Here is a 23,728-nt window from a genome sequence, read left to right as displayed (position 1 = left end):
CACCCCACCGCGTGTTGCAGGTATTGACATCCCGGCGAGGAGGATTCCGGAGCAGACCTCTGACATACTCCCCGCGTTCGTAACTCTCAGACCTGGGGGCGTTGTGGTTCGTCCTGTTCAGCTGCTGCGGTGGGGGCTGCCGGCGGCATTGGTGGCCGGTTCGCTGGTCGCGTTGACCGGATCGTCCGGGTCCGCGGCGGAGCCGGGTCCGTACCGGCCCGGATTCGCGCGGCACGGTACGTCCGCGGCCGACGTCGAGCCGAACGCGGTGCTCGTGAAGTTCAAGCGCAAGAGCACCGCGTCGGCCCGGAAGGCGGCGGCGTCGAAGTTCGGCACCGCCGAGGAGTCCTCCGGTGACGTCGTGAAGCTCAAGGGCGACCTGCCCGCGCGCGACCTGCTGAAGAAGGTCAAGGCCGACCCGGCCGTCGAGCTCGCCTCGCTGAGCTACCGGCGCCAGGTCGCCGCGGTCCCGAACGACCCGTACTTCGCCTCCACTCAGCAGGCGTACCTGAACACCGTCCGGGTGCCGCAGGCGTGGGATGTGTCGAAGTCCACCGGCAGCCAGATCGTCGCGGTCCTCGACACCGGTATCGACGCCGGCCACCCGGACCTCGCCGGGCACCTGGTCGCCGGCTACAACGCGGTCTCGACCACCCGGCCGAACCCGGTCGACGACAACGGCCACGGCACGATGGTGGCCGGCATCATCGCGGCCGGCGCGAACAACGGCGCCGGGATCGCGGGCGTCGGCTGGAGCTCGAAGGTGATGCCGATCAAGGTCGCCGGATCGAACGGTGTCGCCAACGACCTGGACCTGGTCGAGGGCATCGACTGGGCGGTCGCGCACGGCGCCACCGTGCTGAACATCTCGATCGCGAACCCCGGCGACAACACCGTCCTGCACGACGCGATCAAGCGCGCGGTCGCGAAGGGCGTGATCGTGGTCGCGGCGTCCGGCAACGACGGCAGCAACGTCGCGCAGTACCCGGCGGCGTACCCCGAGGTGATCGCGGTCGCGGCCACCAACGCGGGCGGCGTCCTGACCGACTTCAGCTCGTACGGCGACTGGGTCGACCTCGCGGCGCCGGGCTGGGACATCGTCACCACCGGCGCGCGCAACCTCAGCCAGTCGCCGTACTGGCTGTGCAGCGGTACGTCGTGCGCCGCGCCGATCGTGGCGGGTGTCGCGGCGCTGGTGAAGAACAAGTGGCCGGCGCTCACCCCGGCGCAGCTGAAGGCCCGGCTGAAGGCGTACTCCCGCGACGCCGGCCCGCGCGGCACCGACCCGTACTTCGGCGCCGGCATGCTGGACGCGTACGCCGCGCTCGGCGGCCGCTGGGCGCCGGACTTCCCGATGAGCTCGATCGACCTGAACGACTCGCCGGAGCGCGCGATCCCGCTGTCGAGCTCGATCAGTACGACGATCAGCACCGAGGGCGAGACCGACTGGTACGAGGTGGTCAGCTCCGCCGCGCGGAACCTGAGCGTCTCGCTGACCGGTCCGGAGTTCAACGGCGACAAGTACGCCGTGAACTTCGGCCCGCGGATCGACCTGTACGACGGCAACCTGAAGTCGCTGGTGTCCGCGGTCACGCCGTACCCGGCGACCGATCCGGCGACCGGCGGGCCGAAGTGGGGTCCGCTCACCGCGGCGACCGCCGTGAGCGTGCCGGCCGGCAGCACCTTCATCGCGGTCCGGAACGCGAACGGCTCTCGCGACACCCGTCCGTACTCGCTGACCGTCGAGGACGCCGGCACCGGTAGCACCAAGCCGGGCCTCGACTACCCGGTGCGCGACGTGTCGCCGCCCGACCTCGCCAGCGGCCAGGGGCTGGACACCCGGCCGAGCGTCACGTTCGCCCGGGACGTCGTCGCGAGCAGCGTGACCGCGTCGACCGTCCGGCTGCTGCACGGCAAGACCGGCGCGACGATCGGCGCCACCGTCGCGTACGACGCGGAGAACAGGCTGGCCGTGCTGACCCCGTCGGCGCCGCTGCTCGACAACACGCCGTACCGGATCTCCGTCAGCGGCGTCCAGGAGACGGGCGGGACCGATCTCGAGCCGTTCACCAGCGTGTTCTCGACGCTGGACGCCGCCCCGCCGCAGCTCACGTTCGACGCGAGCGGCGCGTACCTGGCGGCCAACCTGACGTGGAAGGTGCCGGCGCTGCCGGACCTCGACCAGATCGTCGTACGGCGGAACTCGGGCAGCAAGGCGCCGACGCCGACCACCGGCACGCTCGTCTACTCGGGGACCGCCGCGGCGTACAAGAACACCGGGCTCGCGCAAGGCGTCACGTACACGTACGGCGCCTGGGCGAAGGACCGCGGCGGGAAGTACAGCCCGATTGCGGTCTCCCAGCTGCTCGGGATGCGGACCGCGATCAGCACCACGGCGGCCTCGCTGAACTACGGCGGCACGATCACGCTGCGCGGCAGCACGGTCCGGATCGACAACAAGGCGTACGCCGGGCTGCCCGTCAACCTGTACGTCCGGCCGGCGAACTCGAAGACGTTCAAGCTGCTCGCGGCGCTCAAGACGACCTCCACCGGCGCGGTCAGCTACGCGTACAAGCCGGCCGGTTCCTCGGTGTTCATGATGACGTTCCCGGGCAACGGCGACCTGATGGGCACCCGCAGCGCCGACCTCACCGTGCAGGTCGCGCCGACGATCTCGGCCACGCTGGCGCCGGCGTCGATCCGGCTCGGACAGGCGAGCAAGCTCAGCGGGTACGTCGCACCGGCGCACTACGGCAAGCCGGTCTACCTGCAGCAGTACGTCAACCGGGCGTGGAAGTCGATCGCCTCGGTCAAGCTGAGTACGTCGGGCGCGTACGCCTTCGGGGTCAAGCCCGCGGTTCGTGGGCAGATCGTCTACCGGGTGTGGTTCCCGACCGATGGGGACCATGCACAGGCGTTCACGGGGAACAAGATCCTGACCGTCAGCTGAGGCCCGTCTGAGCTTGTTCTGGGGGTGCGGATTGCAACAAGCTGCAATCCGCACCCTCCGCATATAACGTTCGAATAGCCGTACTTGCGCGTAGCAGTTGGTATAGCCCACAGTTCCTGTCTGTGGGGAGTCTGAGAGCACTGAAACCGAATCGCCGGCAGCTGTTCGTGGCGGGGGCCGCGGCGGCCGTTGCCGGAGTCGTGGCCGCCGAGACCGCGAGCGCCGCCGACCTGTACGGGTCGGGCGAGCTGGGCGACTGGACGATCCTCGGCCGGTCGATCTCGACCGCGGCGACGATCACCTATGTCCGCGACCATGACGGCGTGTGCATGTTCGGTGACAGCATCGCTGTCCAGGACGGCAAGACGCTGGCGAGCAAGCTGCTGAGCCGCGGCATCAGCCTCGCGGTGCACAACTGGTCCGGCCGTCCGACGGCGCCGGCCGTCGACGCGCTCGAGAACTGGGCGCTGAAGTACGGGCTGCCGCGCCGGATCCTGATGGCGACCGGGACCAACGACGTCTTCAACCCGCCGGTGTTCGCCGCGCAGGTGGACCGCGCGATGCGCATCGTCGGCTCGAACCGGAAGGTCATCTGGGTCAACACCCAGATCTCCCGGACCGCGAAGTCCGCCGCGATCCAGGTCGCCGACCAGCGCAACAGCGCCTGGATCAACTCGCAGCTCCACGACGCCGCGAAGAAGTACCCGAACCTCGACATCGTCCGCTGGGCCGAGTACCTGGCCGCCAAGCCGTCCCGCCTCACGCAGCTGCTCCGCGAAGGCGTCCACACCACCGTCCCAGCCGGCCAAGACGCCCGCAACGACCTGATCATCCAGGCCCTCCTCGCGGCCTGACAGCCGCCGGTCAGGACTTCTCGGTGACCTTCACGAGGTGGCCGAAGGCAACGGAGCGGTCAGGGGAGTGGAAGAGGTCCTGGCAGGTGGTGAGGGTGATCAGGGACTGGGTGGGCGTGGTGTGCTTGCCCGGGACCGGGTCGAGGACCCAGGTCTGGGAGGCCTTGACGGTGAGGTCGCGCGGCGAGCTGTCGAGTTCGTAGGTGTAGACGGCGTTCTGGGTCTCGACGATCACCTGGTCGCCCTTGTTCAGCTGCAGCAGCTTGCGGAACGGCGACCCGTGGGTCACCCGGTGTCCCGCGATCGCGAAGTTCCCGGGCTGTCCCGGCAGCTGGGTCTGTGGGTAGTGGCCGATGCCGCGGGCGAGGTCGTCCGCGGTGACCCCCTCGACGATCGGCTTCACCCAGCCGGCGCCGAACTTCGGGATCCGCAGCAACATGAACGCCTGGCCGTCGGCCGGCTTGGCTGTCGCATTGGTGGTCTTGGTGGACGTCGGCGCTTTCCATTGATTTCGCAGTGAATTCTCGGCCTGGTCCATCTTCTGGTTGGACGCGATGCCGGTACCGAAGTACTGCCAGCCGACCCATCCCAGCACGCCGAGCCCGGCGACCAGCAGCACGATCCCCAGTCCGCGCAGTACTCCCCGCATGACGTCAGTATGCCTTCCCGAGGATGGTGTTCGACCGGGCGAAGGTCCCCGCGCCCGCGCCCGGTCCACGTGCTACTGGTCGTCGGTGGTGCGACGGAAGGTGCCGGCGGCGCGCCACAGGGCGACACCGAGCATGACGAGGGCGAAGCCGGCGAGCGGGAGCCAAAAGGCCGCCGCTGCACCGGTCGATGCGAGTTCACTGGCGCTGTACACGATTTACCACCTCCTCTCGCGTCCGGTTGCCGCGTGCAGGTAGGCGGTCGCCTGCACGCCCTGCAAGAACATGTCGTAGACCATCTCCACGACGAGCGTCGCCGCCACCGCCATCGCGAGCTTTCCGCGCCGGCGGACCGTGACGACACGCTCGGCCATGAACAGGAGCGTCACCCCGAGCCAGAAGCCGTGCAGGGTCAGCCCGTGCACGAAGCCGTACCCGAGCGACACCAGGTACGCGGCCGTGATCAGGACGCCGACCGCGCCGAGCGCCTGACGGCCCCAGTACGGGCGGGTCGTGCGGCTCCAGCCGTAGTCGAACAGGTTCTCCAGCGCGCCGCGCTTCCAGCGGATCCGCTGGTTCGCCAGCGTCCGCCAGCTCTGCATCGTCTCGGTGGTGAGCGTGCAGCCGGACGGCGACCGCAGGATGTACCCGAGCTTCATCAACGCGAACGACAACTCGTTGTCTTCGGTCAGGACCCGGGTGTCGTACACCTGCGGCGCACCCGGCAGCCGCCCGTCGGCCCGCGCCCGGACCACCTCCCGCAGTACGCCGACCCGCAGCAACGTCGCCGTACCGGTGAGCACCAGCACCTTGCCACGCTGCCGGCGGATGTCGAGCTCGTACCGCGCGTACTCGTTGGCCTGCAGCCACTCGACGAACCGGCCCCAGCGGGTCCCGGAGTCGATCCGGCCGCGGAAGACACCACCCACGCCGCCGACGTTCCCGGCGTACGCCTTCAAGCCCGCTTGAATGAAGCCCGGATCGAGGAACGAGTCCGCGTCCTGGACCAGGATCACGTCGTCGTCGGACAGGCTCGGCAGCAACAGGTCGAGGACCTGGTTCAGGCCGCCGGCCTTCTTGTGCACGTTGCCGACGGTCTCGTAGACCTCGACCTGATGCGCCCGCGCGACCTCCACGGTGCCGTCGGTGCAGTTGTCGGCGATCACGATGATGTGGTCGGGACGCCTCGTCTGGCAGCGTAATGCGGCCAGTGCGGACGGTAGCGACGCTTCCTCGTTGTGTGCCGGCAGCAACGCCACCACCGTGACGGCAGGCGAGGGTAAGCCCCCAGTCATACTTCCTCCCCGTGGACGCGGCCCCCCAGCCACGTCAAGAACTGCATTGATTATTACCTGCTCGCGCAAGTCGTAGGCAACACCAACGTAAGAACGACGCGAAGTACGTCACCGGGTGACAGTCCGGTCGCCCACCGTCGCCGGATCAATCACGAACGGTGGCGTGACAACAGCGGTCCGCTTCAGCCGGCCAGCAGCTGCACCTCCGCGAGGTTGGTGAATCCGCCGTGCTGGTCGGCGATCCGGATCATCGGGTACGTCGCACGCGCCGCCAGCGGGAAGGTGTACCACTGGTTGCCGTCCGTGATGCCGTTGATCGTGGCAAGCGTCGTCCAGGTCGTACCGCCGTCGGCCGAGCCCTGCACGAGGTCACCGTTGGCCCGGTCCGGGAGGTTGCTGCGCGGGCGGACCCGGACCGTGTCGAACGTCAGCGTCGTACCGCTCGGTGGAGTGACGGTGACCCAGCCGTTGCCGGTGGTGGTGTCGGTGAAGGTGGCGAGATCGCCGTCGAACATCCGCCGGCCGTTGGCCTCCGGCGTGCCGACGCCGGGGAAGGCCGGGCTCGACGCGACCACCCAGCCCTGCTGGATCGGCACCGTCTGGACCTGCGTGTTCCACAGCGCGAGCGACGTACCGTCGGTGGTGTCGACGATCGTCGCGCCGGGCTGCCCGGCGGCGGTCGTGTAGTCGACGCTGAACCGCAGGGCCCGCCCGTACGCGACGTCGTCGGGGAGTACGACGGACGCCGTCCAGTGCTGGTCGTCGGTCCGCGTGACCTCGGCGGCGAGGCCCTCGATCGATGCCTCCACGTGGCTCAGTGGTTCGGTGGCCGACATCGTCAGTGTGACCGTGTCGCCGTTCTGCGCGAGCTTCGGGTCGGCGTCCGAGGAGGACAGCGAGACCGCGTTGAGCGCCGTACTCATCTCCGCCCGTTGCCCGTAGATCCGGAACTCGCTGAAGCTGGAGATCCCTGGGTAGGCCGGGTCCGTGGGCGGGCCGGGGTGGTCCACCTGCAGTTTCAGGAACCGGAAGCCGAGGCCCTTGACCTCGTCCCGGACCGGGATCTTCTCCAGCGCGAACCCTTGGTTCGAGGTGTCGGTGGTCTCCCGCGACGTGAGCAACGTCCAGGTTCGGCCGTCGTTCGAGCCATACACGTTCGCGCCCTGCGTCCGGTTGCCGAAGTTGTACCGCGCCTGCAGGCCGAACGCGTCCGCGGTGACCCGGAAGCCGGCGCCGAAGTCGATGACGGCCGGTGCGCGGAGATCGCCGGAGTAGGTGTTGAAGTCGCCGTCGAGCATGTTGCCCAGGGCTACTTGTGACAGGGACGCCGACGTCGCGTGGCCCCAGTAGTCGAACGAGCCGTCGTCGCTCATCGTCGGCGTGAGCTGCTCGAGCTTCGCGACCGCCGACTGCAACGCGAGAAGGTCCGCGGAGAACGCCGCGGGGCCGGCATCCGCGGCGGCCGCCTCGGCGGCCGCCTTCGCCGCGTCCACCGCGGCCCGCGTCGAGCGGACGTACGTCGTCCCCGGGTCGTAGCCGGTGAGCGCCGCGGCGATCGCGTCCTGACGTGTCGCACTGACGCTCAGGCGCACCCGCAGTACTGCGTCGGTAGTCGCGTTGGATGCGACGACGAACGTCTTGTGGTCCCCGACTTGCGCGGCCGTTGGTTGCCAGGTCAACGCACCGGTCGCCTGGTCGAGCGCCGCTCCTGCGGGAAGTGTTGCGCTGTAGGACTGCGCGTTGCCGGCGGAAAGCGTTGTGGAGAAGGGCTCGCCGGCCACCGCGAGCAGCCGTACGTCGGACCCCTGCGCGAACACCGGCGGCGTGAGCTGCGCCTTCGCCTGCAGGTTGATCGCGTCGACGTCGACCGTGACGGCGGGCGATCCGGTCACCGTGTAGTACGCGAGCGAGTCCCCGCCGGTGTTCCCGCGCAGCTTGCTCGTGTCCATGTCGTACGTGACGTACCGCCAGACGCCGTGCGTGTCCGGCAGCGTCAGCGTGTAGTACGGCGCGACCCCCTGCTCCTTCCGGATCTGCAGCGTCGCCGTCCCGTTCGTCCGGATCCGTACGCCGACCGGGCTGTACCCGTTGCGGCTGTCGTACAGCATCGTCCGTACGGCGATCGTCGTACCGCCGGGCAGCGGCCGCATCCGCACGTACCCGTCGCCGACCGAGGTTCCGGGAGTGAGCGGCGTGCTCCGCGTCTCCGCCTGAACCAGCGCGTCGTGCTGCACCGGAGGCGCCGCGCCGGCGACCGTGGCCGGGAAGGACAGCCACGAGTCCGGGTTGAAGTCCGGGTTGCTGTTCCAGAAGTTGTACGCCGAGGTACCCCAGTAGAACTGTGCGCCCGAGTCCTGCCTGGTCGCGACCTCGGTGATGCTCGGCGCGATCGCGGCGATCGCCGGGCCGAGCTTGCGCCGGTAGATCGTGTAGAGCTCGTTCGTCGGGTCGAAGATCCGCCCGCGGTACGCCTGGGACAGCACGCCGCCGCGCTGGGTGGTGTCGATCCACGGGATCGTCTTGCCGAGCATGAACGCGAAGAACTGCTCGGCGCCGCGGAGCAGGCGATCGCCGCCGAACGCGTACACCGAGACCGCGTCGGGTGCGGTCGAGACGGTGCCGTGGACCGGGTCCAGCTTGGTGCCCTGGATGTCGATGACGCGGGCGAGCTGGGTCAGCATGGTCACGTCGTCCCAGGCGTGCGCCTGGTCGCGGCCCATCTCCTGCAGTTGCACGAACGTCTTGTGGTACGGGTTCCGCGGGTCGTCCTTGGAGATCACCGGCATCACCTTGCTGAGCGCGCCGTTGGTGTCGTCGTCGGGGTTGGTCGAATTGACCGAGAACCACTCGACGGCCTCGCGGTAGCGCGGGAGGTTGTCGGTGAATACGTAGCCGGCGATGGCGCCGATCAGCGAGTAGCTGTGCTGGTTCATGAAGTTGCGGTTCCGGTACAGGAACGTCTGGGTGAGCGGGACGATCAGGTTGCCGGTGAGGTCTGTCGTGTCGCCGTCGGTCCAGGTCAGGTCGTAGCCGTCGGGGGCCGGGGCGGTGACGGAGGAGTACCGGAGGATCTCGGCGGCGGCGAGCATCCGCAGGAGTGGGGCGCCGCTGTGGATGTGGGCGTCGGGGTAGTAGGCGTAGGTGTTCGGGTCCATGTGGGCCCAGATGCGGATCAGCTTCAGCGCGTTCTCGCGGTAGACCGGGTCGCCGTTGACGAAGTACAGGATCGCCTGCGTGTACGCGCGGAACGCGTCGTCGATGAACTTCGACTCGACGCCCTGAGAGTTGAAGGCGGCGGTGCCCGGGCGGTCGACGACCGAGCCCTGATTGCGCGAGCTGAACGTCTTCGAGGCGTACGCCGTTGCCGTCATCGCGGCGTAATACGACGCCCACGGCTCGACGCCCGCGCGGGTCTGCGTGCGGGCCAGCTCGAGCGACGAAGCGCTCACCGCCAGCCCAGGGTGAACGAAGCCGGCACTCGACCGCACCTGGGTCAGCACCGGCAGCGGAGTGCCGGTGGGTGTGGCGCGAGCAACCGGCGCGACACCGGCAACTGCGAGCAGCACGGCCAGCGTGACCAACACGATCGACCTGAAACGAGCCATCAAACACTCTCCAACTGGTTGAACGGGCGGCTGGGAGTTTTGCAGTGGGGGATGAGGGTTGGTAGCGCGGAGGAGGGCTCGAAAATTTTGGTGGCCTGATAGTTAACGTTTTCTATGCCAGCCTGACCGCATGTCACCTGAGAAACCGCCGGCGCTGGTCGCCCTCGCGGCCGAGCACTGGCCGCTGCTGTTCCCGCCGGACCTCCGCCACCGGCTCGACCGGCTGGTGCGGCTCGACGGACCGGTCGACCGGTTCGACCCGGATCGCCTGGCCGAAGTGGAAGTTCTGATCACCGGCTGGGGTTGTCCCGCCGTCGACCGGCACGTTCTGGAGGCGGCGCCGAAGTTGCGCGCCGTACTGCACGCTGCCGGAAGCGTGAAAGGGCACCTCGGCCGCGAGGTCTGGGAGCGCGGCATCGCGGTCTCGTCCGCCGCGGACGCGAACGCCGTACCGGTCGCGGAGTTCACGCTCGGCGCGATCCTGCTGGCCGGGAAAGGCGCCTTCGACCTGCGGGAACGGTACCGGCGCGAGCGCACGTTCGGGCTCGGCTACATCCACCCCGAGGTCGGCAACCACGGCCGTACGGTCGGGCTGATCGGCGCCTCCCGGATCGGCCGCCGGGTGCTGGACCTGCTGCGCCCGTTCGGCTTCCGCGTCCAGGTGTACGACCCGTACGCCACCGACCTCCCGTCCGTCGATCTCGAGACGCTCCTGAGGACGAGCGACATCGTCAGCGTGCACGCCCCGATGACCGCGGAAACCGAGCAGATGCTGGGCGCCGCGGAGCTCGCCCTGCTCCGGGACGGTACGACGTTGATCAACACCGCCCGCGGCCCGATCGTCGACACGAACGCGTTGATCGTCGAGCTGAGGTCCGGCCGGATCAGCGCCGTACTCGATGTCACCGAGCCTGAACCGCTGCCCGCGGACTCGCCGCTGTTCACGCTCCCGAACGCCTTCGTCACGCCGCACATCGCCGGCTCGCACGGCAACGAACTCGCCCGTCTCGGCGGCTGCGTGACCGACGAACTCGAGCGCCTGCTCAACGGCGAACCGCTGCGCTACGGCATCACCGTGACAGATCTTGACCGCGCCGCCTGAGCCAAAAGACAACGTTTGCCACGCCTTGACACCCAAAATCGTGAGCGCTACCTTCACGGCAGATAGAAAGCGCTTTCCAAAAGGAGCTTCGAGAATGACCAACCGAACCGTCCGCTCGGGCCTCTGGCTGGGGGTGCTGGCCGTTCCCGCCGTGGTGTTCTTCCTGGTGTTCAGCTACGCGCCACTGGCCGGTCTGGTGGTGGCGTTCAAGGAGTTCGACATCAGCAAGGGCATCTTCGGCAGCCCCTGGAACGGCCTCGCGAACTTCCGGTACTTCTTCAGCTCCGGCGACGCGCAGCGGATCCTGCTGAACACGATCGTCCTGAACGTCCTGTTCCTGGCCGCGACCCTGGCGGCGGGCGTGACGCTCGCGATCATGCTGAACGAGATCCGCGGCCGGTTCTTCAAGCGCGCGGCGCAGTCGACGATCTTCTTCCCGTACTTCGTCTCGCCGGTCGTGATCGCGATCATGCTGCAGGTGCTGCTGTCCGGGCCGAACGGCTCCGGTGGTGTCGTCAACGACGCGCTTGCCGGGTTCGGGCTGCCGACGGTCAGCTGGTACACCGAACCAGGCCCGTGGCCGTGGATCCTCACGTTCGTCAAGGTCTGGCAGCTCGGCGGCTACATGAGCGTGATCTTCCTGGCGGCGATCACCTCGATCCCGGAGGACGTCTACGAAGCGGGCCAGATCGACGGCGCGAGCCGCGCGCAGATGGCGCTCCGGATCACGCTCCCGCTGCTGAAGCCGACGGCCGCGGTGCTGCTGGTGCTCGGCGTCGGCCGGATCTTCTACGGCGACTTCGGCACGATCTACGCGATCGTCGGCGACAACGGGACGCTGTTCCCGACCACCGACGTGATCGACACCTATGTGTTCCGGTCGCTGCGCCAGATCGGCGACTTCGGCACCACCGCCGCGATCGGCCTGTTCCAGTCGGTGGTCGGCTTCGTGCTGGTGTCGGCCGCGGTGCTGATCCAGCGCCGGTACTCCAAGGAGACGAGTCTGCTGTGACCACGATGACCCTCGCGAAGGCGACGACCCGGACCAAGGACCGCAGGACCGGTGGTCTCGAGCCGTTCACCCTGATCAGCATCGTCGGTGTCGGGCTGTTCATGATCGCCTGCCTGATCCCGTTCTGGGTGATCCTCTCCGGTTCGTTCACCGACGAGCAAACTCTTGCGGTCAAGGGCTACAGCCTCGTCCCGCACCCGTTCTCGACGTCGGCGTACAAGCTCATCTTCACCGGCCCGACTCTCGTCAGCGCGTACGTCGCCTCCGTGTTCATCACGCTCGTCGGTACGGCGCTCGCGCTGAGCTTCACGTCCGGCCTGAGCTGGGTGATCGCCCGCCGGCTCCCGTACGTCAGCCGGCCGCTCGCGGTCTTCGCGTACATCCCGATGCTGTTCAGCGGCGGACTCGTCCCGCTCTACCTGCTGGTCACGCAGTACCTGAAACTCCAGAACAGCTACTTCGCGGTGATCCTGCCGTTGCTGGTGGCCCCTTTCCTGGTGTTCATCCAGGTGTCGGCGTTCCGCCAGCTGCCGGAGGAGATCCTCGACTCGGCCCGCGTCGACGGCGCGGGGGAGATGGCGATCTTCTTCCGGATCGGGCTGCCGCTGTCCAAACCGATCCTCGCCGTCGTCGGCCTGTTCTACGCGGTGCACTACTGGAACGAGTGGTTCACGGCGCTGCTGTTCCTGTCCGACGTGCACAAGTACCCACTCCCGCTGTTGCTGCAGAACCTGATCTCGAACGTCTCGTTCTCGCAGATGCTGCCGACAGCGGCCCAGCAGACGACGCCGGTCTACCAGCTCCGGCTCGCGCTCACGGTCGTCACCATCGGCCCGATCCTGCTCGCGTACCCGTTCGCGCAGCGCTACTTCGTCAAAGGCATCACGCTGGGCGCCACCAAAGGCTGACGCCCGTAATCATCAGGAGGCATCGTGCCCGCCACACCCTCAGCCGGCCTCAGCAGGCGCGGCTTCTTGGCCGCCGGCGGCGGCCTGTCCCTCGCAGCCGCGTTCGGCCTCAGCGCCTGCGGCGGATCGTCGACCGGCGGTTCCGGCAAGTCCGCCGACACGCTCGCGCTGCTGCTCCCCGGCGACGCCCCGGCCGGGTGGGACGCAGTACTTGCCAAGGTCAACGAGAAGCTCGAGAAGGACCTGGGCTTCACGATCACGCCGCAGTTCACCGCGTGGTCGAACTACCAGCAGCAGACGCTGCTCAAGTTCACCGCCGGCGAGACGTTCGACACCGCGCTGCAGGCCCGCTGGCTGAACATGATCCAGCTGGTCGCGAGCAAGTCGCTCGTCCCGGTCGACGATCTGATCCCGAAGTACCCGAACCTGAGCAAGAACCTGGCCCCGCAGTTGCTCGAGCAGAACAAGTGGTCCGGCAAGCTGTACGGGATCCCGCAGGTGAACTCGGCCGCCCGGTTCCACCACTTCACCGTCCGCCAGGACCTCGCCGACAAGCTCGGGATCGGCGACATCACCACGTTCGGCCAGCTGGAGAAGTACTGGTACGACGTCAAGCAGAAGGCGAAGATCACCCCGGTCGGGATCTCCTCGAACATGCCGAAGCTGCTGGTCGCGTTCGCGCCGGTCGGCTGGCTGAACCAGCACGACTGGGAGAACCCGCACGTCAGCGTGCAGACCTTCAGTGGTGGCTCGTTCCCGTTCTTCCTGGCGCAGGACGGCAAGAGCACCGGGTCGGCACACCCGATCCCGTTCTGGGAGGCGCCCGGAGTGCTGGACGCGCTCCGCAAGGTCCGCCAGTACTACCTGGACGGCATCATCAACAAGGACGCGCTGAACGTCGACTCGAGCACGATCGGGTCGCAGTTCGAGGCCGGCCGGATCGCGACCCGGTGGGCGATGACGGACGGCCTCTCCTCGCAGTCGCTGGCGCCGCTGCGCAAGGCGGTGCCGGCCGCGCAGATCGCGAACGTCGTACCGCTGCGTGGCGGGAAGGCCGCGAAGCCGAACCAGACGTTCCAGGCGGACAACTTCGTCGTACTGAACGTCAAGGGCCAGAGCAGCGAGCGGGCGATGCAGCTGGAGGACTGGGTCTCGATCAAGGAGAACCACGACCTGATCAGCTACGGCGTCGAGGGCAAGGACTGGAAGCCGGTCGGAACCGACAAGTTCGAGCAGCTCACCCAGTACGGCTTCCCGGGGTTCGCGCTGTGCTGGCGGCAGAAGCTCGAGCTGAAGATCAAGGACATCACGCCGACCGAGGACGCCTGGTTCGAGTGGGCGCAGAGCTACGACAACTTCACGCTCGACCCGTACGCGTCGTTCGTCCCGGACGTGACGCCGGTGAAACGGCAGGACAGCCAGGTCAGCGCCGCGATGACGCAGTACGGCAACCCGCTGTGGATCGGCGCGGTCGACGTCGACAAGGGGCTGGACACGCTGAAGAAGGCGGTCGAGAAGGCCGGGCTGAACGACCTGCAGGCGGAGATGCAGCGGCAGGCGGACGCGTACCTCAAGGGCCAGTGACTCCGATGTCCGCCCCACGGAGGAAGCTGGCGGTGGTCGCCCGCGAGGCCGGGGTGTCGATCTCGACGGTCTCGAAGGTACTGCGGGCCTACCCGGACGTGGCGCCCGCGACCCGGACCCGGGTGCGTGAGGTACTGCGGCGCGCCGGGTATCCGGTGGACCGCGACCGTCGCGAGGAGTCCGCGCTCGTCGACGTGGTGGTCGCCAGTCAGAGCAGCGGCCGGGCCGGCGACGTACTCGCCGGCCTGGCCGACGCCGCCCGGGAGCCCGGGCTGGCGCTCGTCGTCACCACGGTGAACGGGGCCGAGCCGGTGCCTCGGCTCTGGCTGGAACGGCTGTTCGCGCGGGGTACGCGCGGGGTGGTCGGCCTCGATGTGGAGTTCACCGACACGCAGTTGGCGTACCTCGCAGCGTACGAGATCCCTTGTGTGGCGGTGGATTCGGGGTCTTCAATTCCCGAGGTGCTGGCGACCGTCCTGGGCGAGACCTGTCTCAGCCGCGCCGGCTGACCGAGCTGCGGACGACCACGTGGGTCGTGAAGAGCCGGTGGTCGCCGGTCCAGCCGGGCTGCTGGTGCCGGGAGTCCAGCGCGATCTGCGCCGCGGTCCGGCCGAGCTCCTCGTACGGGACGTGCACCGTGGTCAGCCGGGGCCGCAGGTCCTGGGCCAGTTCGACGTCGTCGTACCCGACCACCGAGAGGTCGTCGGGAACGGTGAGGCCGAACTCGGCCGCGGCGGCGTACACCCCGGCGGCCACGACGTCGGTGGCCGCGAAGACCGCGGTGAAGTCCTGGTCCGCGGCCAGCCGGTTCTTGCTGAGCTGGTAGCCGGACGCGCGGGTGAAGACGCCGTGCTCGACCAGCGTCCCGTCGTCGGGTACGCCGAAGTCGCGCAGCGCTCGGCGATGACCGGCCAGCCGCTGCATGCTCGTGCTCTGCCGCTCAGGCCCGGCCAGGAACAGAATCCGGCGATGCCCCTGCGACAACAGGTGGCTGGTCATCGCGTACGCGCCCTGCTCGTTGTCGTACTCGATCACAGCCGTCGGTACGTCGTCACCGAGCGCCGGGCGGCCGCACAGGACGAGCAGTGATCCGGACGCGTGCAACGACCGGGCCAGCTCTGTCATCCGCGCGCGGTCGTCCGCCGATTCGTTGGTGATGCCACCGATCAGGATGACCGCGCCGGCACGCTGCTCCCGCATCAGCTGGACGAGCGCGAGTTCCCGGGCCGAGTCGCCCTGGCTGGTCCCGATCAGGCTCAGCCAGCCGCGCCGGGACGCCTCCTGCTCGACGCCGTGCGCCGCGTCCGCGAACGACTGCCCGCGGACGTCGGCGAGGATGAACGCGATCGTCTTCGACTGCACGCCGGCCAACGCCCGCGCATGGGTGTTCGCGGCGTAGTTGAGCTCGCGGATCGACCGCATCACCCGCTGGTTCGCCGACCGGGACACCGGGTAGTTGCCGGCCAGCACGCGCGATACCGTGGCCGGCGAGACGCCCGCATGCGCGGCGACGTCGGCCAGGGTCGGCGAGTTCGTGGTCTTGCGCTTAGGAGGCATCGTTCTCCTTGGGCGGAGCGGTCGAGTCCCGGATCACCACATGCGTCCCGAGCATCAGATGCTGGTCGAGCGCGTACTCGTCGCGGTGCAGTGCCAGCCGTACGGCGGCCCGCCCGAGCTCCTCGTGGGGGAGGTGCACGGTGGTCAGCGCCGGGCTGAGGTCCGCGCTCAGCGGGATGTCGTCGTACCCGGCGACCGAGATGTCCTCCGGGACCCGCAGCCCCGCCTCGCGGAGTGCGGCGAGGATGCCGCTGGCGACCATGTCGGTGATGCCGAGGATCGCGGTCATCCCGGCGTCGCGGGCGAGCAGTGCCTTGGTCTGCCGATAGCCGGACTCGCGGTCGAACGTCCCGCCGACGACCAGGCCTTCGCCGACGTCCAGGCCGTGCGCGGCGTGCGCCCGTGCGAAACCCTCGAAGCGGGCGCTGGTGGTGGTGTGGTTCGGCTCGGCCGCGCCGATGAACGCGATCCGGCGATGGCCGAGCGAGATCAGGTAGTTCGTCACGGCGAACGCGCCGCCCTCGTTGTCGTACTCGACGACGGTCGCCGGGGCGTCCGGGCCGATCGGCGGGCGGCCGCAGAGGACCAGCCGGGAGCCGACGCGCTCCAGCGAGCGCGCGATCTGGGCCATCCGCTCGACGTGGGCCGGCGTACGCAGCCCGCCGCCGACCAGCACGACCGCCTCGGCCTGCTGCTCGCGCATCAGCTCGATCAGCTCGAGCTCGCGGTCGGCGTCGCCGTGATGCGTGCAGACCAGGCAGACCCGGCCCTCGGCGGTCGCCTGCTGCTCGACGCCTTGCCCGATGTACGCGAACAGCGGCCCGACCAGGTCCCGGACGACGAACGCGACGGTCCGCGTCGAGCCGCCGACCAGCGCGCGGGCCTGGGCGTTGATCACGAAGTCCAGGTCCTGCACGGCCCGGAGTACGCGGTTGCGGGTGGAGGCGCTGACGGGATAGTTGCCGGCGAGTACGCGGGACACGGTGGTCGCGCTGACACCCGCGGCGACCGCGACGTCCTTCACCGTCGGGCGGCCCCCGGCGATCGCTCTGGCCACGCGGGAACTCCTGTTCCGCTCGAAATTTTCTGCCTCTGCACCGCATGGAAAACGTTAACTATGCTGCCATCCATGACGGCGATTGTCGAAGCCGGGGTGCCGCTCCGGGTGCGGGACAGCGGCGCCGGCGAGCCCTTGCTGCTGGTCCACGGCTGGGGCGGCGACGCCCGCGCCTGGAACGGCCTGAACTTCGGGCGGCACCGGGTCGTCACGGTCGACCTTCGTGGCCACGGACGCTCTCCGGTACTGCGGAACGGGTACCGGCCGGCGGACTACGCGCGTGACCTGGCGGGCGTCGTCGAGCGGCTGCAGCTCGGCCCGGTCGTTGCCGTCGGCCACTCGATGGGCGGACAGATCGTCGTACAGCTCGCGCTCGAGTACCCGGAGCTGGTGTCGGTGGTCGTCGCGGTGGATCCGGCGTACGGCGCGGACGCGGCCGAGGCGGCGACCTTCGCGGAACGCCTTGCCGCGCTCCGTCGGGACGGCGCCATCGCGGCCGCCCGCCAACTGGGGCTGCCCGCCGGTGCGGTCCGGGACCAGCTGCTCGCGACGCCGGGACATGTCCTGGCAGACAGCTACGCCGGCATGTACACCGACCCCGACGCCTTTGGTGCCCGACCGGCGGCGGCCGTCCGGCTGGCCGGGCTCACGCACCCTTTGCTGACCTTACGATCCGTCCCGTCGATGGCGTCCTGGGACATCGGGCTGTCGTTGCCGTACGGGTCACGAATCGTGCTGTGGAACGGCTGCGGACACTTCCTGCACCACGAGCGTCCGCGCCAGTTCGTCAACTTGGTGGAGAGCTGGCTGACCGCCCTCCGCCCGTGAGAGGAGCTCCCGATGACCGAACTCAGCCGCCGTACGCTGCTGATCGCCTCCGGTGGTGCGGCGCTGGCGAGCCGGCTCAGACCCGCCGCCGCATCGACCGCGACGATCTTCAGACATCCCGGAGTGCTGCACGACGCGGACGACCTCGAGCGGATGCGGACGTGCGTGGCCGGGCAGGTCGGCCCGGTGTACGACGGGTTCCGGGCGATGGCGGCGAACAACAGGTCGTCGTACGACTACGTGATCCGGAACGTCGGGCAGATCACCTCGTGGGGCCGTGGGCCGTCCAACTACCTGGCGGAGGCGGTCAGCGATTCGGGCGCGGCGTACCAGAACGCGTTGATGTGGTCGGCGACCGGCGACGCGCGGTACGCCGACAAGGCGCGGGACATCCTCGACGCCTGGGCGGACAGCCTGACCGCGATCACCGGCGCGGACGGGCAGCTCGGGGCCGGGCTGCAGGTGTTCAAGTTCGTCAACGCCGCGGAGATCCTGCGCCTGTACGACGGGTGGCCGCCGGACGCGGTGCAACGGTGCGCGGAGTCGTTCCGGAAGGTGTGGTACCCGGCGATCTCCGGGAACGCGTTGTTTGCCAACGGCAACTGGGATCTCGCGGCGCTGCAGTCGATCCTCGCGATCGCGGTGTTCTGCGAGGACCGGGTAATGCTGGAGGACGCCGTACGGTACGCCGTGGCCGGTGCGGGGAACGGGCGGATCGAGCACATCGTGGTGTCGGCGACCGGGCAGGGGCAGGAGAGCGGGCGGTCGCAGTCGTATGCGCAGCTCGCGCTGGGACTGCTCGCGAACTGTGCGGCGGTGGCGTGGAACCAGGGGATCGACCTGTTCGGGCATCTCGACGACCGGATCCTGCGCGGGTTCGAGTACACGGCGGCGTACAACCTGGGCGACTCGGTGCCGTTCACTGCGGATCTGGACCGGACGGGGAAGTACATCAAGACCGTGATCTCGCCGATCAATCGTGGGGTGTTCCAGCCGATCTACGAGTTGGTGTACGCGCACTACGTCAGTCGGCGGGGGCTGAGTGCGCCGAATGCCGAACGGGTGCTGTTTCGCGGTGGGGCGCGCAATGTCGAGGGGAACAGCGATGATCATCCGGCGTGGGGGACGTTCACGCAGGCTCGGGAGCCTGGGGATGTGGCTCTGGCGGCGCCGCCCGGTACGCCTGGCGGGTTGACAGCCCGGGCTACGGACGGCGGAGTTGTGGTGAGCTGGGCGGGGTCGGTGGAGCCTCGGAGTGGGGTGGCGGCGAGCAGCTATACGGTCTTGCGTGGCGGGCGGGTTGTTGCTTCGGGCCTCCGAGCCACGTCGTGGGTCGACCGCGCCTTGCATGGGTCGTATCAGGTGCAGGCGGTGAACGCGGTCGGTGCGAGTGCGGTGTCGTTGCCGGTGACTGTTGCGCGGGCGGATCCCTGGCAGAGTGGGGATATCGGGCGGGTGGTGGTGACGGGCGGTACGGCGTACGACGGGGAAAGGTTCACGGTCGAGGCCGGTGGGGCGGAGATCGGCGGGGTCGAGGACAGTTTTCGGTTCGTGTACGTGCCGTTGCGGGGTGATGGAGTGGTGACGGCGCGGGTGGTGTATCCGGTGAGTTCGCAGTACGCGACCGTCGGGGTGATGCTGCGGCAGAGCCTGTCGGCGTCGTCGGCGCAGGCGTCGATGCTGATCAAGGGGTTGCCGCTGCACACCTGGAGTGGGGTGTGGAGCGTGCGGTCAGGCGGCGCCACCTCGGCGACCGGGAGCACCGTCGTACCGCCGACGCAGCAGGAGTGCATCACGACCGCGGCCGGCTTCCCGATCTCGGACCTCGGGACGCTGCCGGAGTCCGCGACCCCGCTCCCACCGCCGTACGTCGAGGCCGCCGGCGACGGGTACCGCCTCCGCCGGCCGTACTGGGTCCGGCTGATCCGGCGCGGCGACAGGCTCACCGGACTGATCTCGCCGGACGGGACCACGTGGACGCAGGTCGGCTCGTCGCGGGTGAACCTCGGGCGGGATGTGTACGCCGGCCTGGCGGTTTGCTCGGCTTTGGGCGTCGACGAGCCGTACGCCGAGTCGACCACGGCGACGTTCGACAACGTGACACTCGAGGGAGCGACGCACCCGGGCCCGGGCGGGGCGCGGATGGGGTGGGTCGGCGCCATTCCCGGGACCCCGCTGGGGGAGCTGCGGGCTGTGGGCGGCGAGTTGGCGTGGTCCGATCTGGATGCGGCCGGGACGTACAGTGTCAAGCGGCGGCAGGGCGGTGGGGGTTATCGGGTGATTGCTACGGGTGTGCGGGCGGTCGGGTTCGGGGTGGAGACGCGGTATCGGGACGTATCGGCGGTGCCGGGGCAGACGTACGACTACGTGGTGGCGAAGACCAACGTCGCCGGGACCGGGCCGGACACGCCGCGGATCACGGTGACGGTGCCGGTGGCGATCGCCCCGGTGATCACCAGTGCGAGTGCCGCGGATGCCAACGTCGGTGTGGACTTCCGCTACCGCGTTGCCGCGAGCAACAATCCCGTCACTTTCGCCGTGCGTGGTCTGCCGGACGGGTTGGTGGTGGATCGAACGAGTGGTGTGATCAGTGGCGTGCCGCGCCGTACGGGCACGATGCAGTTGGCTGTCTCCGCGCGCAACGCCGCCGGTGTCGCCGAGGCCAAGCTGACCCTCACGATCACCACTCCGCCGCCCGCGCCCTGGCAGTACGGCGACATCGGCGACTACGTACTGGACGAGCGTCAGCTCGGCAGCTTCAGCGCCGTCGCGATCAGGACGCCCGGCATCACCAGCTACGACGGCCGCTTCACGATCCGCGGCGCCGGCTCCGACCTGAACGTGATCGGGCAGGGGATGACCGCGCAGTTCGCCCGGGTCCCGGTGTCCGGCGACGCGACGCTGACGGCGCGGCTGGTGACCCGTGAAGGGCCGGGCCGCCTGGGACTGCTGATGACCAAGTCGCTGTCGCCGTTCGACCAGCTGTCCGGCGTGGTGCTGGACACCGGCGGTGCGCCGCAGTTCGTCCAGCGACTGCGCGTCGCGACCGGCCTCGTGACCACGTCCGCCACCGGTACGGCGACGTGGCTGCGTCTGCGGCGTACCGGGAACGTCTTCGCCGCCGAGGTCTCCGCGGACGGCGAGACCTGGAACGCGACTGGTGTACCGGGTGAGATCCCGGCCTTCGGCACAGCGCCGTACTACGCCGGCCTCGCGGTCGTCTCGGGCGACCCGTTCACGCTGAGCACCGCGGTCTTCGACAACGTGTCCTTGGCCTGAGACACGACAAGGGCCCGGCCGATGATCGGCCGGGCCCCTGCTGGTTCTACTTGGCGTAGGCGAGCGTCCCGAAGCCTGTCTGGTCGAACCCGCCGCTGGTCGAGCCATAGTCACCGCCGCCGCCCTCGGGACGGACCTGGGCGGCCATCGCCGAGATGTACGGCACCGAGAGGTTCTTGCGGCGCGTGTAGTGGAAATGCAGGATCTCCCATACCGGCCGCAGCTGCCCGCGGCTCGCGCTCGAGATGACCGTGTGCTCCTGGTACGCGCAGTTCTGCCCGGTTCCCCAGGTGTACTTCGTGAACGGCACGTCCTCGCCCAGGTTGTACTTCGCGACGTACTGCGCGGCCTTCAGGAAGCGGTTGTTGTCGTACCCGTACAGGTCGTCGCCCTGGTTCCACGCCATCTCGCAGAACGCGCCCATCTGGCCCATGCCCATCATCGTGTGGCCCTGGTCGCGCCCGGACTCCTGCCACTGCGCGAGGCCCTGGTCGTCGTACACGAACGGCACCGCGTGCGCGATCGCGCCGTTGCCGGCGCCGTTCTTGAAGTAGTTCACCGCCTGGTCGTACTTCGCGGCGTCGTCGCAGAGAATGCCGATGGCAAGGATCGAGTTCATGGTGCACAGGTCCCAGTTCGCCCAGTAGTTCGTGATGCAGGCGTCGTTGTGGTTGGTCAGGAACGAGTTGTTCATCGGGTAGAAGACGTTCAGCATCATGGTCTTGAATCGGGCCAGGTCGAAGCCCGGGTAGTCGCGCATCAGCTCCGCGACGTTCGCGAACTGGTAGCCGTAGATGCCGGCCGCCAGGAACCGGTCTGCGTTGCCGCTGACGCTGGTGAGCGTCGCGGACCAGGCGTTGAGGATGTTGCGGGCGCAGTCGCCGTTCGCCGCGGTGCCCTGGACGTGCCAGCGCAGCGCGTTCTGGTAGGCGGCGTGGATGTCGTTGTAGAGGATGCCGTAGTTCTCGCCGGTGCCGCCGCGGATGATCGTGGCCTGCGGGTTCGGCTGCCAGGTCGACTGCGCGTGCCCGTTCGCGGTCAGCCGGTTCCAGCCGGACAGCCACGGGTCGTTGCCGGCGGCAACCCGGACCTTGGCCCGGTTGAGGTCACCCCAGTTGTGCAGTGCTCCGGGGTGGGTGAAGGTGGCCGGAGCGGCGTCGGCCGTCCGGCCGAGGGCGGCGACCCCGACGGCGGCCGCGGCCGCGCCTGCGGCGGTCTTGAACAGTGTGCGTCGTTTCATCCTGCTCCTTGGGGCGGTTGAGGGTGCTACTTCACGGTGAGGACGAGGTTCTTGGTGGTGCTGCCGGCTACGTTCGTGACGGTCAGCGCGACGTCGTACGTGCCGGCGGCCGACGTACCGGAGATGACGCCCGTAGGATTGTCGACAATCAGACCTGGCGGCAGGCCGGTGGCGGTGAAGCCGGTCGGGTAGCCGGTGGCGCTGATCGTCAGTACGACGGGAGCGCCGGCGACGAGGTCCGCGGTGCCGGGGGTCGTGACGACGGGCGGTGCTGTCGTCGGCGCGGTCGCGGCGTCGAGCCAGCGGAGGTTCGTCACGTGCTCGTTGACGTGCATGTTCGCCATGTCGGCGACCGTGAACCACCCGGGCTTGCGCATCGTCGACGCCATCACGGTGCCGTTCAGCACGAGGTTCTGGAACGTGACGTCGCTGATGCCGTGCGCCGCGTCGTACCCCAGCATCATCGCGGTCTGCGCGTGCTGCCCGGTGTACGTGAGGTCCTTCACGTAGACGCCGTCGATGCCGCGGCCGGCCGAGGTGTTGTACGACGTGTTGTACGCGACCCGCAGGTGCAGGAACTGTCCCCAGCGGAAGTCCTCGACCCGGACGTTGTCGATCCGCACGTTCCGGACCAGGTTGCTGTCGCCCGGGTTCAGCGCGATCGCGCCCTGGTACCACTTCTGCGGCTCGCGGTGGTCGAGGATGTCGACGTTGCTGACGGTCAGGTTCTCGATCATCTCCGGCGCGTCGGTGTTTCCGTGGGTGCCGATGTTGACCGGGTGCGCGACGTCCGCCCACAGGCTGGTATTCCGGATCGTGACGTTGCGGGTGTCGCCGTAGTAGTCCCAGCGGTGCCCGTAGATCGCGACGCAGTCGTCGGAGCAGCGCAGGAACGAGTTGTCGATCAGTACGTCGCTGCTCGAGAACACGTCGATGCCGTCGCCCCACTGGCCGGCGCTGAAATACCCGAAGTCGGTGATCGCCACCTGCTCGGACTCGCCGGCGGTGATCGCGTACCCGGTCTTGAGATTCAGCATCGTGATGCCGTCGACGCGGATGTGCTTGGCCTTCACCATCGTGCAGCCGCCACCGCTGGTCCCGTAGATCAGCCCGCGTCCGACCAGCGCACCGCTCGTGGTCCCGGTGAAGTTGACCGACGCCTTCAGTACGGCGCCACCGGCCAGGTACACGGTCTTGCCGTCCGGGACCTCCACCGTGCCGGTCGCGGTCGTGTGCACGCCGGGTCCGTAGTAGATGACGTCCGGGTCGTCGGGGCTCGGCGCGTCGGTCTCCACGGCTCGCGCCAGCAGGTGCAGGCAATCGAAGATCTCGCCGTTCACCTCGACGACGAGCTTGCGCGGCCGATCCAGCGTGAACACCAGCGTGTCCCCGTGCTCGACGTGCGGCGTCATCCCGTACGACAACGGCCGGATCCGCGCGGTCCGGATCCGCCCCTTCGTGTACTTGACGCGGACCTGCACGGACCCGGCGAAGTCGAAGTACGCCAGCGACGACGTGAGAATCTGCCCCGCCCCGGTCTGCGCGTCGATCAGCTTCAGATCCACCGAGTACGTCGCCACCGGCGTCCACCGCCCACCCCCGGCCCGCACCTCCATCTGGAACGTCGACCCCCGCGGGATCCCGTCCGGCACCGCATACGTAGCCACCGCCGGCGGCACGGTCGCAGCGGACGCGGCCCCTGCCTCGGTCGTGACGTAGCCGGCGGCAACAGTCGCACCGGCAGCCTGCAAAAGCCGCCGCCGAGTGATGTCCAGTGTCATTCCTCAGGCCTCCTCGAACTCCACCGAAA

At 68.9% G+C, this 23,728-nt stretch carries 17 protein-coding genes; 9 read left to right on the top strand and 8 right to left on the bottom strand.

Features of this window, described 5'->3' with window-relative positions; translation table 11 throughout:
* The first annotated feature begins 103 nt into the window (after nt 1-103).
* A complete protein-coding gene (locus ACXJJ3_RS11910) occupies nt 104-2,950 on the top strand; it encodes a S8 family serine peptidase (protein WP_458170051.1) in 2,847 nt (948 codons plus the stop codon).
* Nucleotides 2,951-3,072: 122 nt separating this feature from the next.
* Nucleotides 3,073-3,804 carry a hypothetical protein gene (locus ACXJJ3_RS11905; protein WP_458170050.1) on the top strand — a complete coding sequence of 244 codons (732 nt, stop codon included), beginning with the start codon at nt 3,073-3,075 and terminating at the stop codon, nt 3,802-3,804.
* A 10-nt stretch (nt 3,805-3,814) separates the two neighbouring features.
* Here ACXJJ3_RS11905 and ACXJJ3_RS11900 read toward each other — a convergent pair whose 3' ends face one another.
* The 4 genes from ACXJJ3_RS11900 to ACXJJ3_RS11885 form a co-directional block, all read right to left on the bottom strand.
* The gene (locus ACXJJ3_RS11900) at nt 3,815-4,453 is read right to left on the bottom strand and encodes a class E sortase (RefSeq protein WP_458170049.1); all 639 of its coding nucleotides are present in this window, start codon (nt 4,451-4,453) and stop codon (nt 3,815-3,817) included.
* A gap of 72 nt (nt 4,454-4,525) precedes the next feature.
* Nucleotides 4,526-4,666, bottom strand: coding sequence for an LPXTG cell wall anchor domain-containing protein (locus ACXJJ3_RS11895; protein ID WP_325036186.1), 141 nt, complete (start codon nt 4,664-4,666; stop codon nt 4,526-4,528).
* A 3-nt stretch (nt 4,667-4,669) separates the two neighbouring features.
* Complete coding sequence (locus tag ACXJJ3_RS11890; RefSeq protein WP_458170048.1) at nt 4,670-5,746, bottom strand: glycosyltransferase; 1,077 nt, start codon at nt 5,744-5,746, stop codon at nt 4,670-4,672.
* Nucleotides 5,747-5,928: 182 nt separating this feature from the next.
* The gene (locus ACXJJ3_RS11885) at nt 5,929-9,351 is read right to left on the bottom strand and encodes a discoidin domain-containing protein (RefSeq protein ID WP_458170047.1); all 3,423 of its coding nucleotides are present in this window, start codon (nt 9,349-9,351) and stop codon (nt 5,929-5,931) included.
* A 130-nt stretch (nt 9,352-9,481) separates the two neighbouring features.
* Between ACXJJ3_RS11885 and ACXJJ3_RS11880 the strand changes: the two genes are divergently transcribed.
* The 5 genes from ACXJJ3_RS11880 to ACXJJ3_RS11860 all read left to right on the top strand — a co-directional run bounded on the left by ACXJJ3_RS11880 (nt 9,482) and on the right by ACXJJ3_RS11860 (nt 14,466).
* Nucleotides 9,482-10,453 carry a hydroxyacid dehydrogenase gene (locus tag ACXJJ3_RS11880; protein ID WP_458170046.1) on the top strand — a complete coding sequence of 324 codons (972 nt, stop codon included), beginning with the start codon at nt 9,482-9,484 and terminating at the stop codon, nt 10,451-10,453.
* Nucleotides 10,454-10,547: 94 nt separating this feature from the next.
* Complete coding sequence (locus tag ACXJJ3_RS11875) at nt 10,548-11,465, top strand: ABC transporter permease (protein WP_458170045.1); 918 nt, start codon at nt 10,548-10,550, stop codon at nt 11,463-11,465.
* Between the two features lie 5 nt (nt 11,466-11,470).
* A complete protein-coding gene (locus ACXJJ3_RS11870) occupies nt 11,471-12,373 on the top strand; it encodes a carbohydrate ABC transporter permease (protein WP_458171882.1) in 903 nt (300 codons plus the stop codon).
* Between the two features lie 24 nt (nt 12,374-12,397).
* Nucleotides 12,398-13,957: an ABC transporter substrate-binding protein gene (locus ACXJJ3_RS11865; protein WP_458170044.1), complete on the top strand. Its 1,560-nt coding sequence runs from the start codon at nt 12,398-12,400 to the stop codon at nt 13,955-13,957.
* 5 nt (nt 13,958-13,962) lie between these two features.
* On the top strand, nt 13,963-14,466 hold the full coding sequence (locus ACXJJ3_RS11860; RefSeq protein ID WP_458170043.1) for a LacI family DNA-binding transcriptional regulator: 504 nt from the start codon (nt 13,963-13,965) through the stop codon (nt 14,464-14,466).
* Here the strand turns inward: ACXJJ3_RS11860 and ACXJJ3_RS11855 are convergent.
* Together ACXJJ3_RS11855 and ACXJJ3_RS11850 are read right to left on the bottom strand one after the other, a co-directional pair.
* Nucleotides 14,450-15,514: a LacI family DNA-binding transcriptional regulator gene (locus ACXJJ3_RS11855; RefSeq protein WP_458170042.1), complete on the bottom strand. Its 1,065-nt coding sequence runs from the start codon at nt 15,512-15,514 to the stop codon at nt 14,450-14,452. The genes ACXJJ3_RS11860 and ACXJJ3_RS11855 overlap by 17 nt on opposite strands.
* Nucleotides 15,504-16,571 carry a LacI family DNA-binding transcriptional regulator gene (locus ACXJJ3_RS11850; protein ID WP_458170041.1) on the bottom strand — a complete coding sequence of 356 codons (1,068 nt, stop codon included), beginning with the start codon at nt 16,569-16,571 and terminating at the stop codon, nt 15,504-15,506. The genes ACXJJ3_RS11855 and ACXJJ3_RS11850 overlap by 11 nt, the downstream gene beginning before the upstream one ends.
* Before the next feature lie 72 nt (nt 16,572-16,643).
* On the opposite strand from ACXJJ3_RS11850, the gene ACXJJ3_RS11845 reads away from it, so the two are divergent.
* Both ACXJJ3_RS11845 and ACXJJ3_RS11840 read left to right on the top strand, forming a co-directional pair.
* Nucleotides 16,644-17,399, top strand: coding sequence for an alpha/beta fold hydrolase (locus tag ACXJJ3_RS11845; RefSeq protein WP_458170040.1), 756 nt, complete (start codon nt 16,644-16,646; stop codon nt 17,397-17,399).
* Nucleotides 17,400-17,411: 12 nt separating this feature from the next.
* Nucleotides 17,412-20,678 carry an alginate lyase family protein gene (locus ACXJJ3_RS11840; RefSeq protein WP_458170039.1) on the top strand — a complete coding sequence of 1,089 codons (3,267 nt, stop codon included), beginning with the start codon at nt 17,412-17,414 and terminating at the stop codon, nt 20,676-20,678.
* 46 nt (nt 20,679-20,724) lie between these two features.
* Here the strand turns inward: ACXJJ3_RS11840 and ACXJJ3_RS11835 are convergent, their stop codons facing one another.
* Nucleotides 20,725-21,918 carry an alginate lyase family protein gene (locus tag ACXJJ3_RS11835; RefSeq protein WP_458170038.1) on the bottom strand — a complete coding sequence of 398 codons (1,194 nt, stop codon included), beginning with the start codon at nt 21,916-21,918 and terminating at the stop codon, nt 20,725-20,727.
* Nucleotides 21,919-21,944: 26 nt separating this feature from the next.
* On the bottom strand, nt 21,945-23,699 hold the full coding sequence (locus ACXJJ3_RS11830; protein ID WP_458170037.1) for a glycosyl hydrolase family 28 protein: 1,755 nt from the start codon (nt 23,697-23,699) through the stop codon (nt 21,945-21,947).
* Between the last annotated feature and the right edge of the window lie 29 nt (nt 23,700-23,728).

It is taken from the genome of Kribbella sp. WER1 (assembly GCF_054189145.1).
Note: the sequence above shows the minus strand (reverse complement) of the source record. Positions and strands in the feature narration are given on the sequence as shown.

Coding starts and splice junctions, on each gene's coding strand:
- ACXJJ3_RS11900 (WP_458170049.1), bottom strand. CDS start 4,453: ATGCGGGGAGTACTGCGCGGACTGGGGATCGTGCTGCTGGTCGCCGGG.
- ACXJJ3_RS11890 (WP_458170048.1), bottom strand. CDS start 5,746: ATGACTGGGGGCTTACCCTCGCCTGCCGTCACGGTGGTGGCGTTGCTG.
- ACXJJ3_RS11885 (WP_458170047.1), bottom strand. CDS start 9,351: ATGGCTCGTTTCAGGTCGATCGTGTTGGTCACGCTGGCCGTGCTGCTC.
- ACXJJ3_RS11880 (WP_458170046.1), top strand. CDS start 9,482: ATGTCACCTGAGAAACCGCCGGCGCTGGTCGCCCTCGCGGCCGAGCAC.
- ACXJJ3_RS11875 (WP_458170045.1), top strand. CDS start 10,548: ATGACCAACCGAACCGTCCGCTCGGGCCTCTGGCTGGGGGTGCTGGCC.
- ACXJJ3_RS11870 (WP_458171882.1), top strand. CDS start 11,471: ATGACCCTCGCGAAGGCGACGACCCGGACCAAGGACCGCAGGACCGGT.
- ACXJJ3_RS11860 (WP_458170043.1), top strand. CDS start 13,963: ATGTCCGCCCCACGGAGGAAGCTGGCGGTGGTCGCCCGCGAGGCCGGG.
- ACXJJ3_RS11855 (WP_458170042.1), bottom strand. CDS start 15,514: ATGCCTCCTAAGCGCAAGACCACGAACTCGCCGACCCTGGCCGACGTC.
- ACXJJ3_RS11845 (WP_458170040.1), top strand. CDS start 16,644: ATGACGGCGATTGTCGAAGCCGGGGTGCCGCTCCGGGTGCGGGACAGC.
- ACXJJ3_RS11840 (WP_458170039.1), top strand. CDS start 17,412: ATGACCGAACTCAGCCGCCGTACGCTGCTGATCGCCTCCGGTGGTGCG.
- ACXJJ3_RS11835 (WP_458170038.1), bottom strand. CDS start 21,918: ATGAAACGACGCACACTGTTCAAGACCGCCGCAGGCGCGGCCGCGGCC.
- ACXJJ3_RS11830 (WP_458170037.1), bottom strand. CDS start 23,699: ATGACACTGGACATCACTCGGCGGCGGCTTTTGCAGGCTGCCGGTGCG.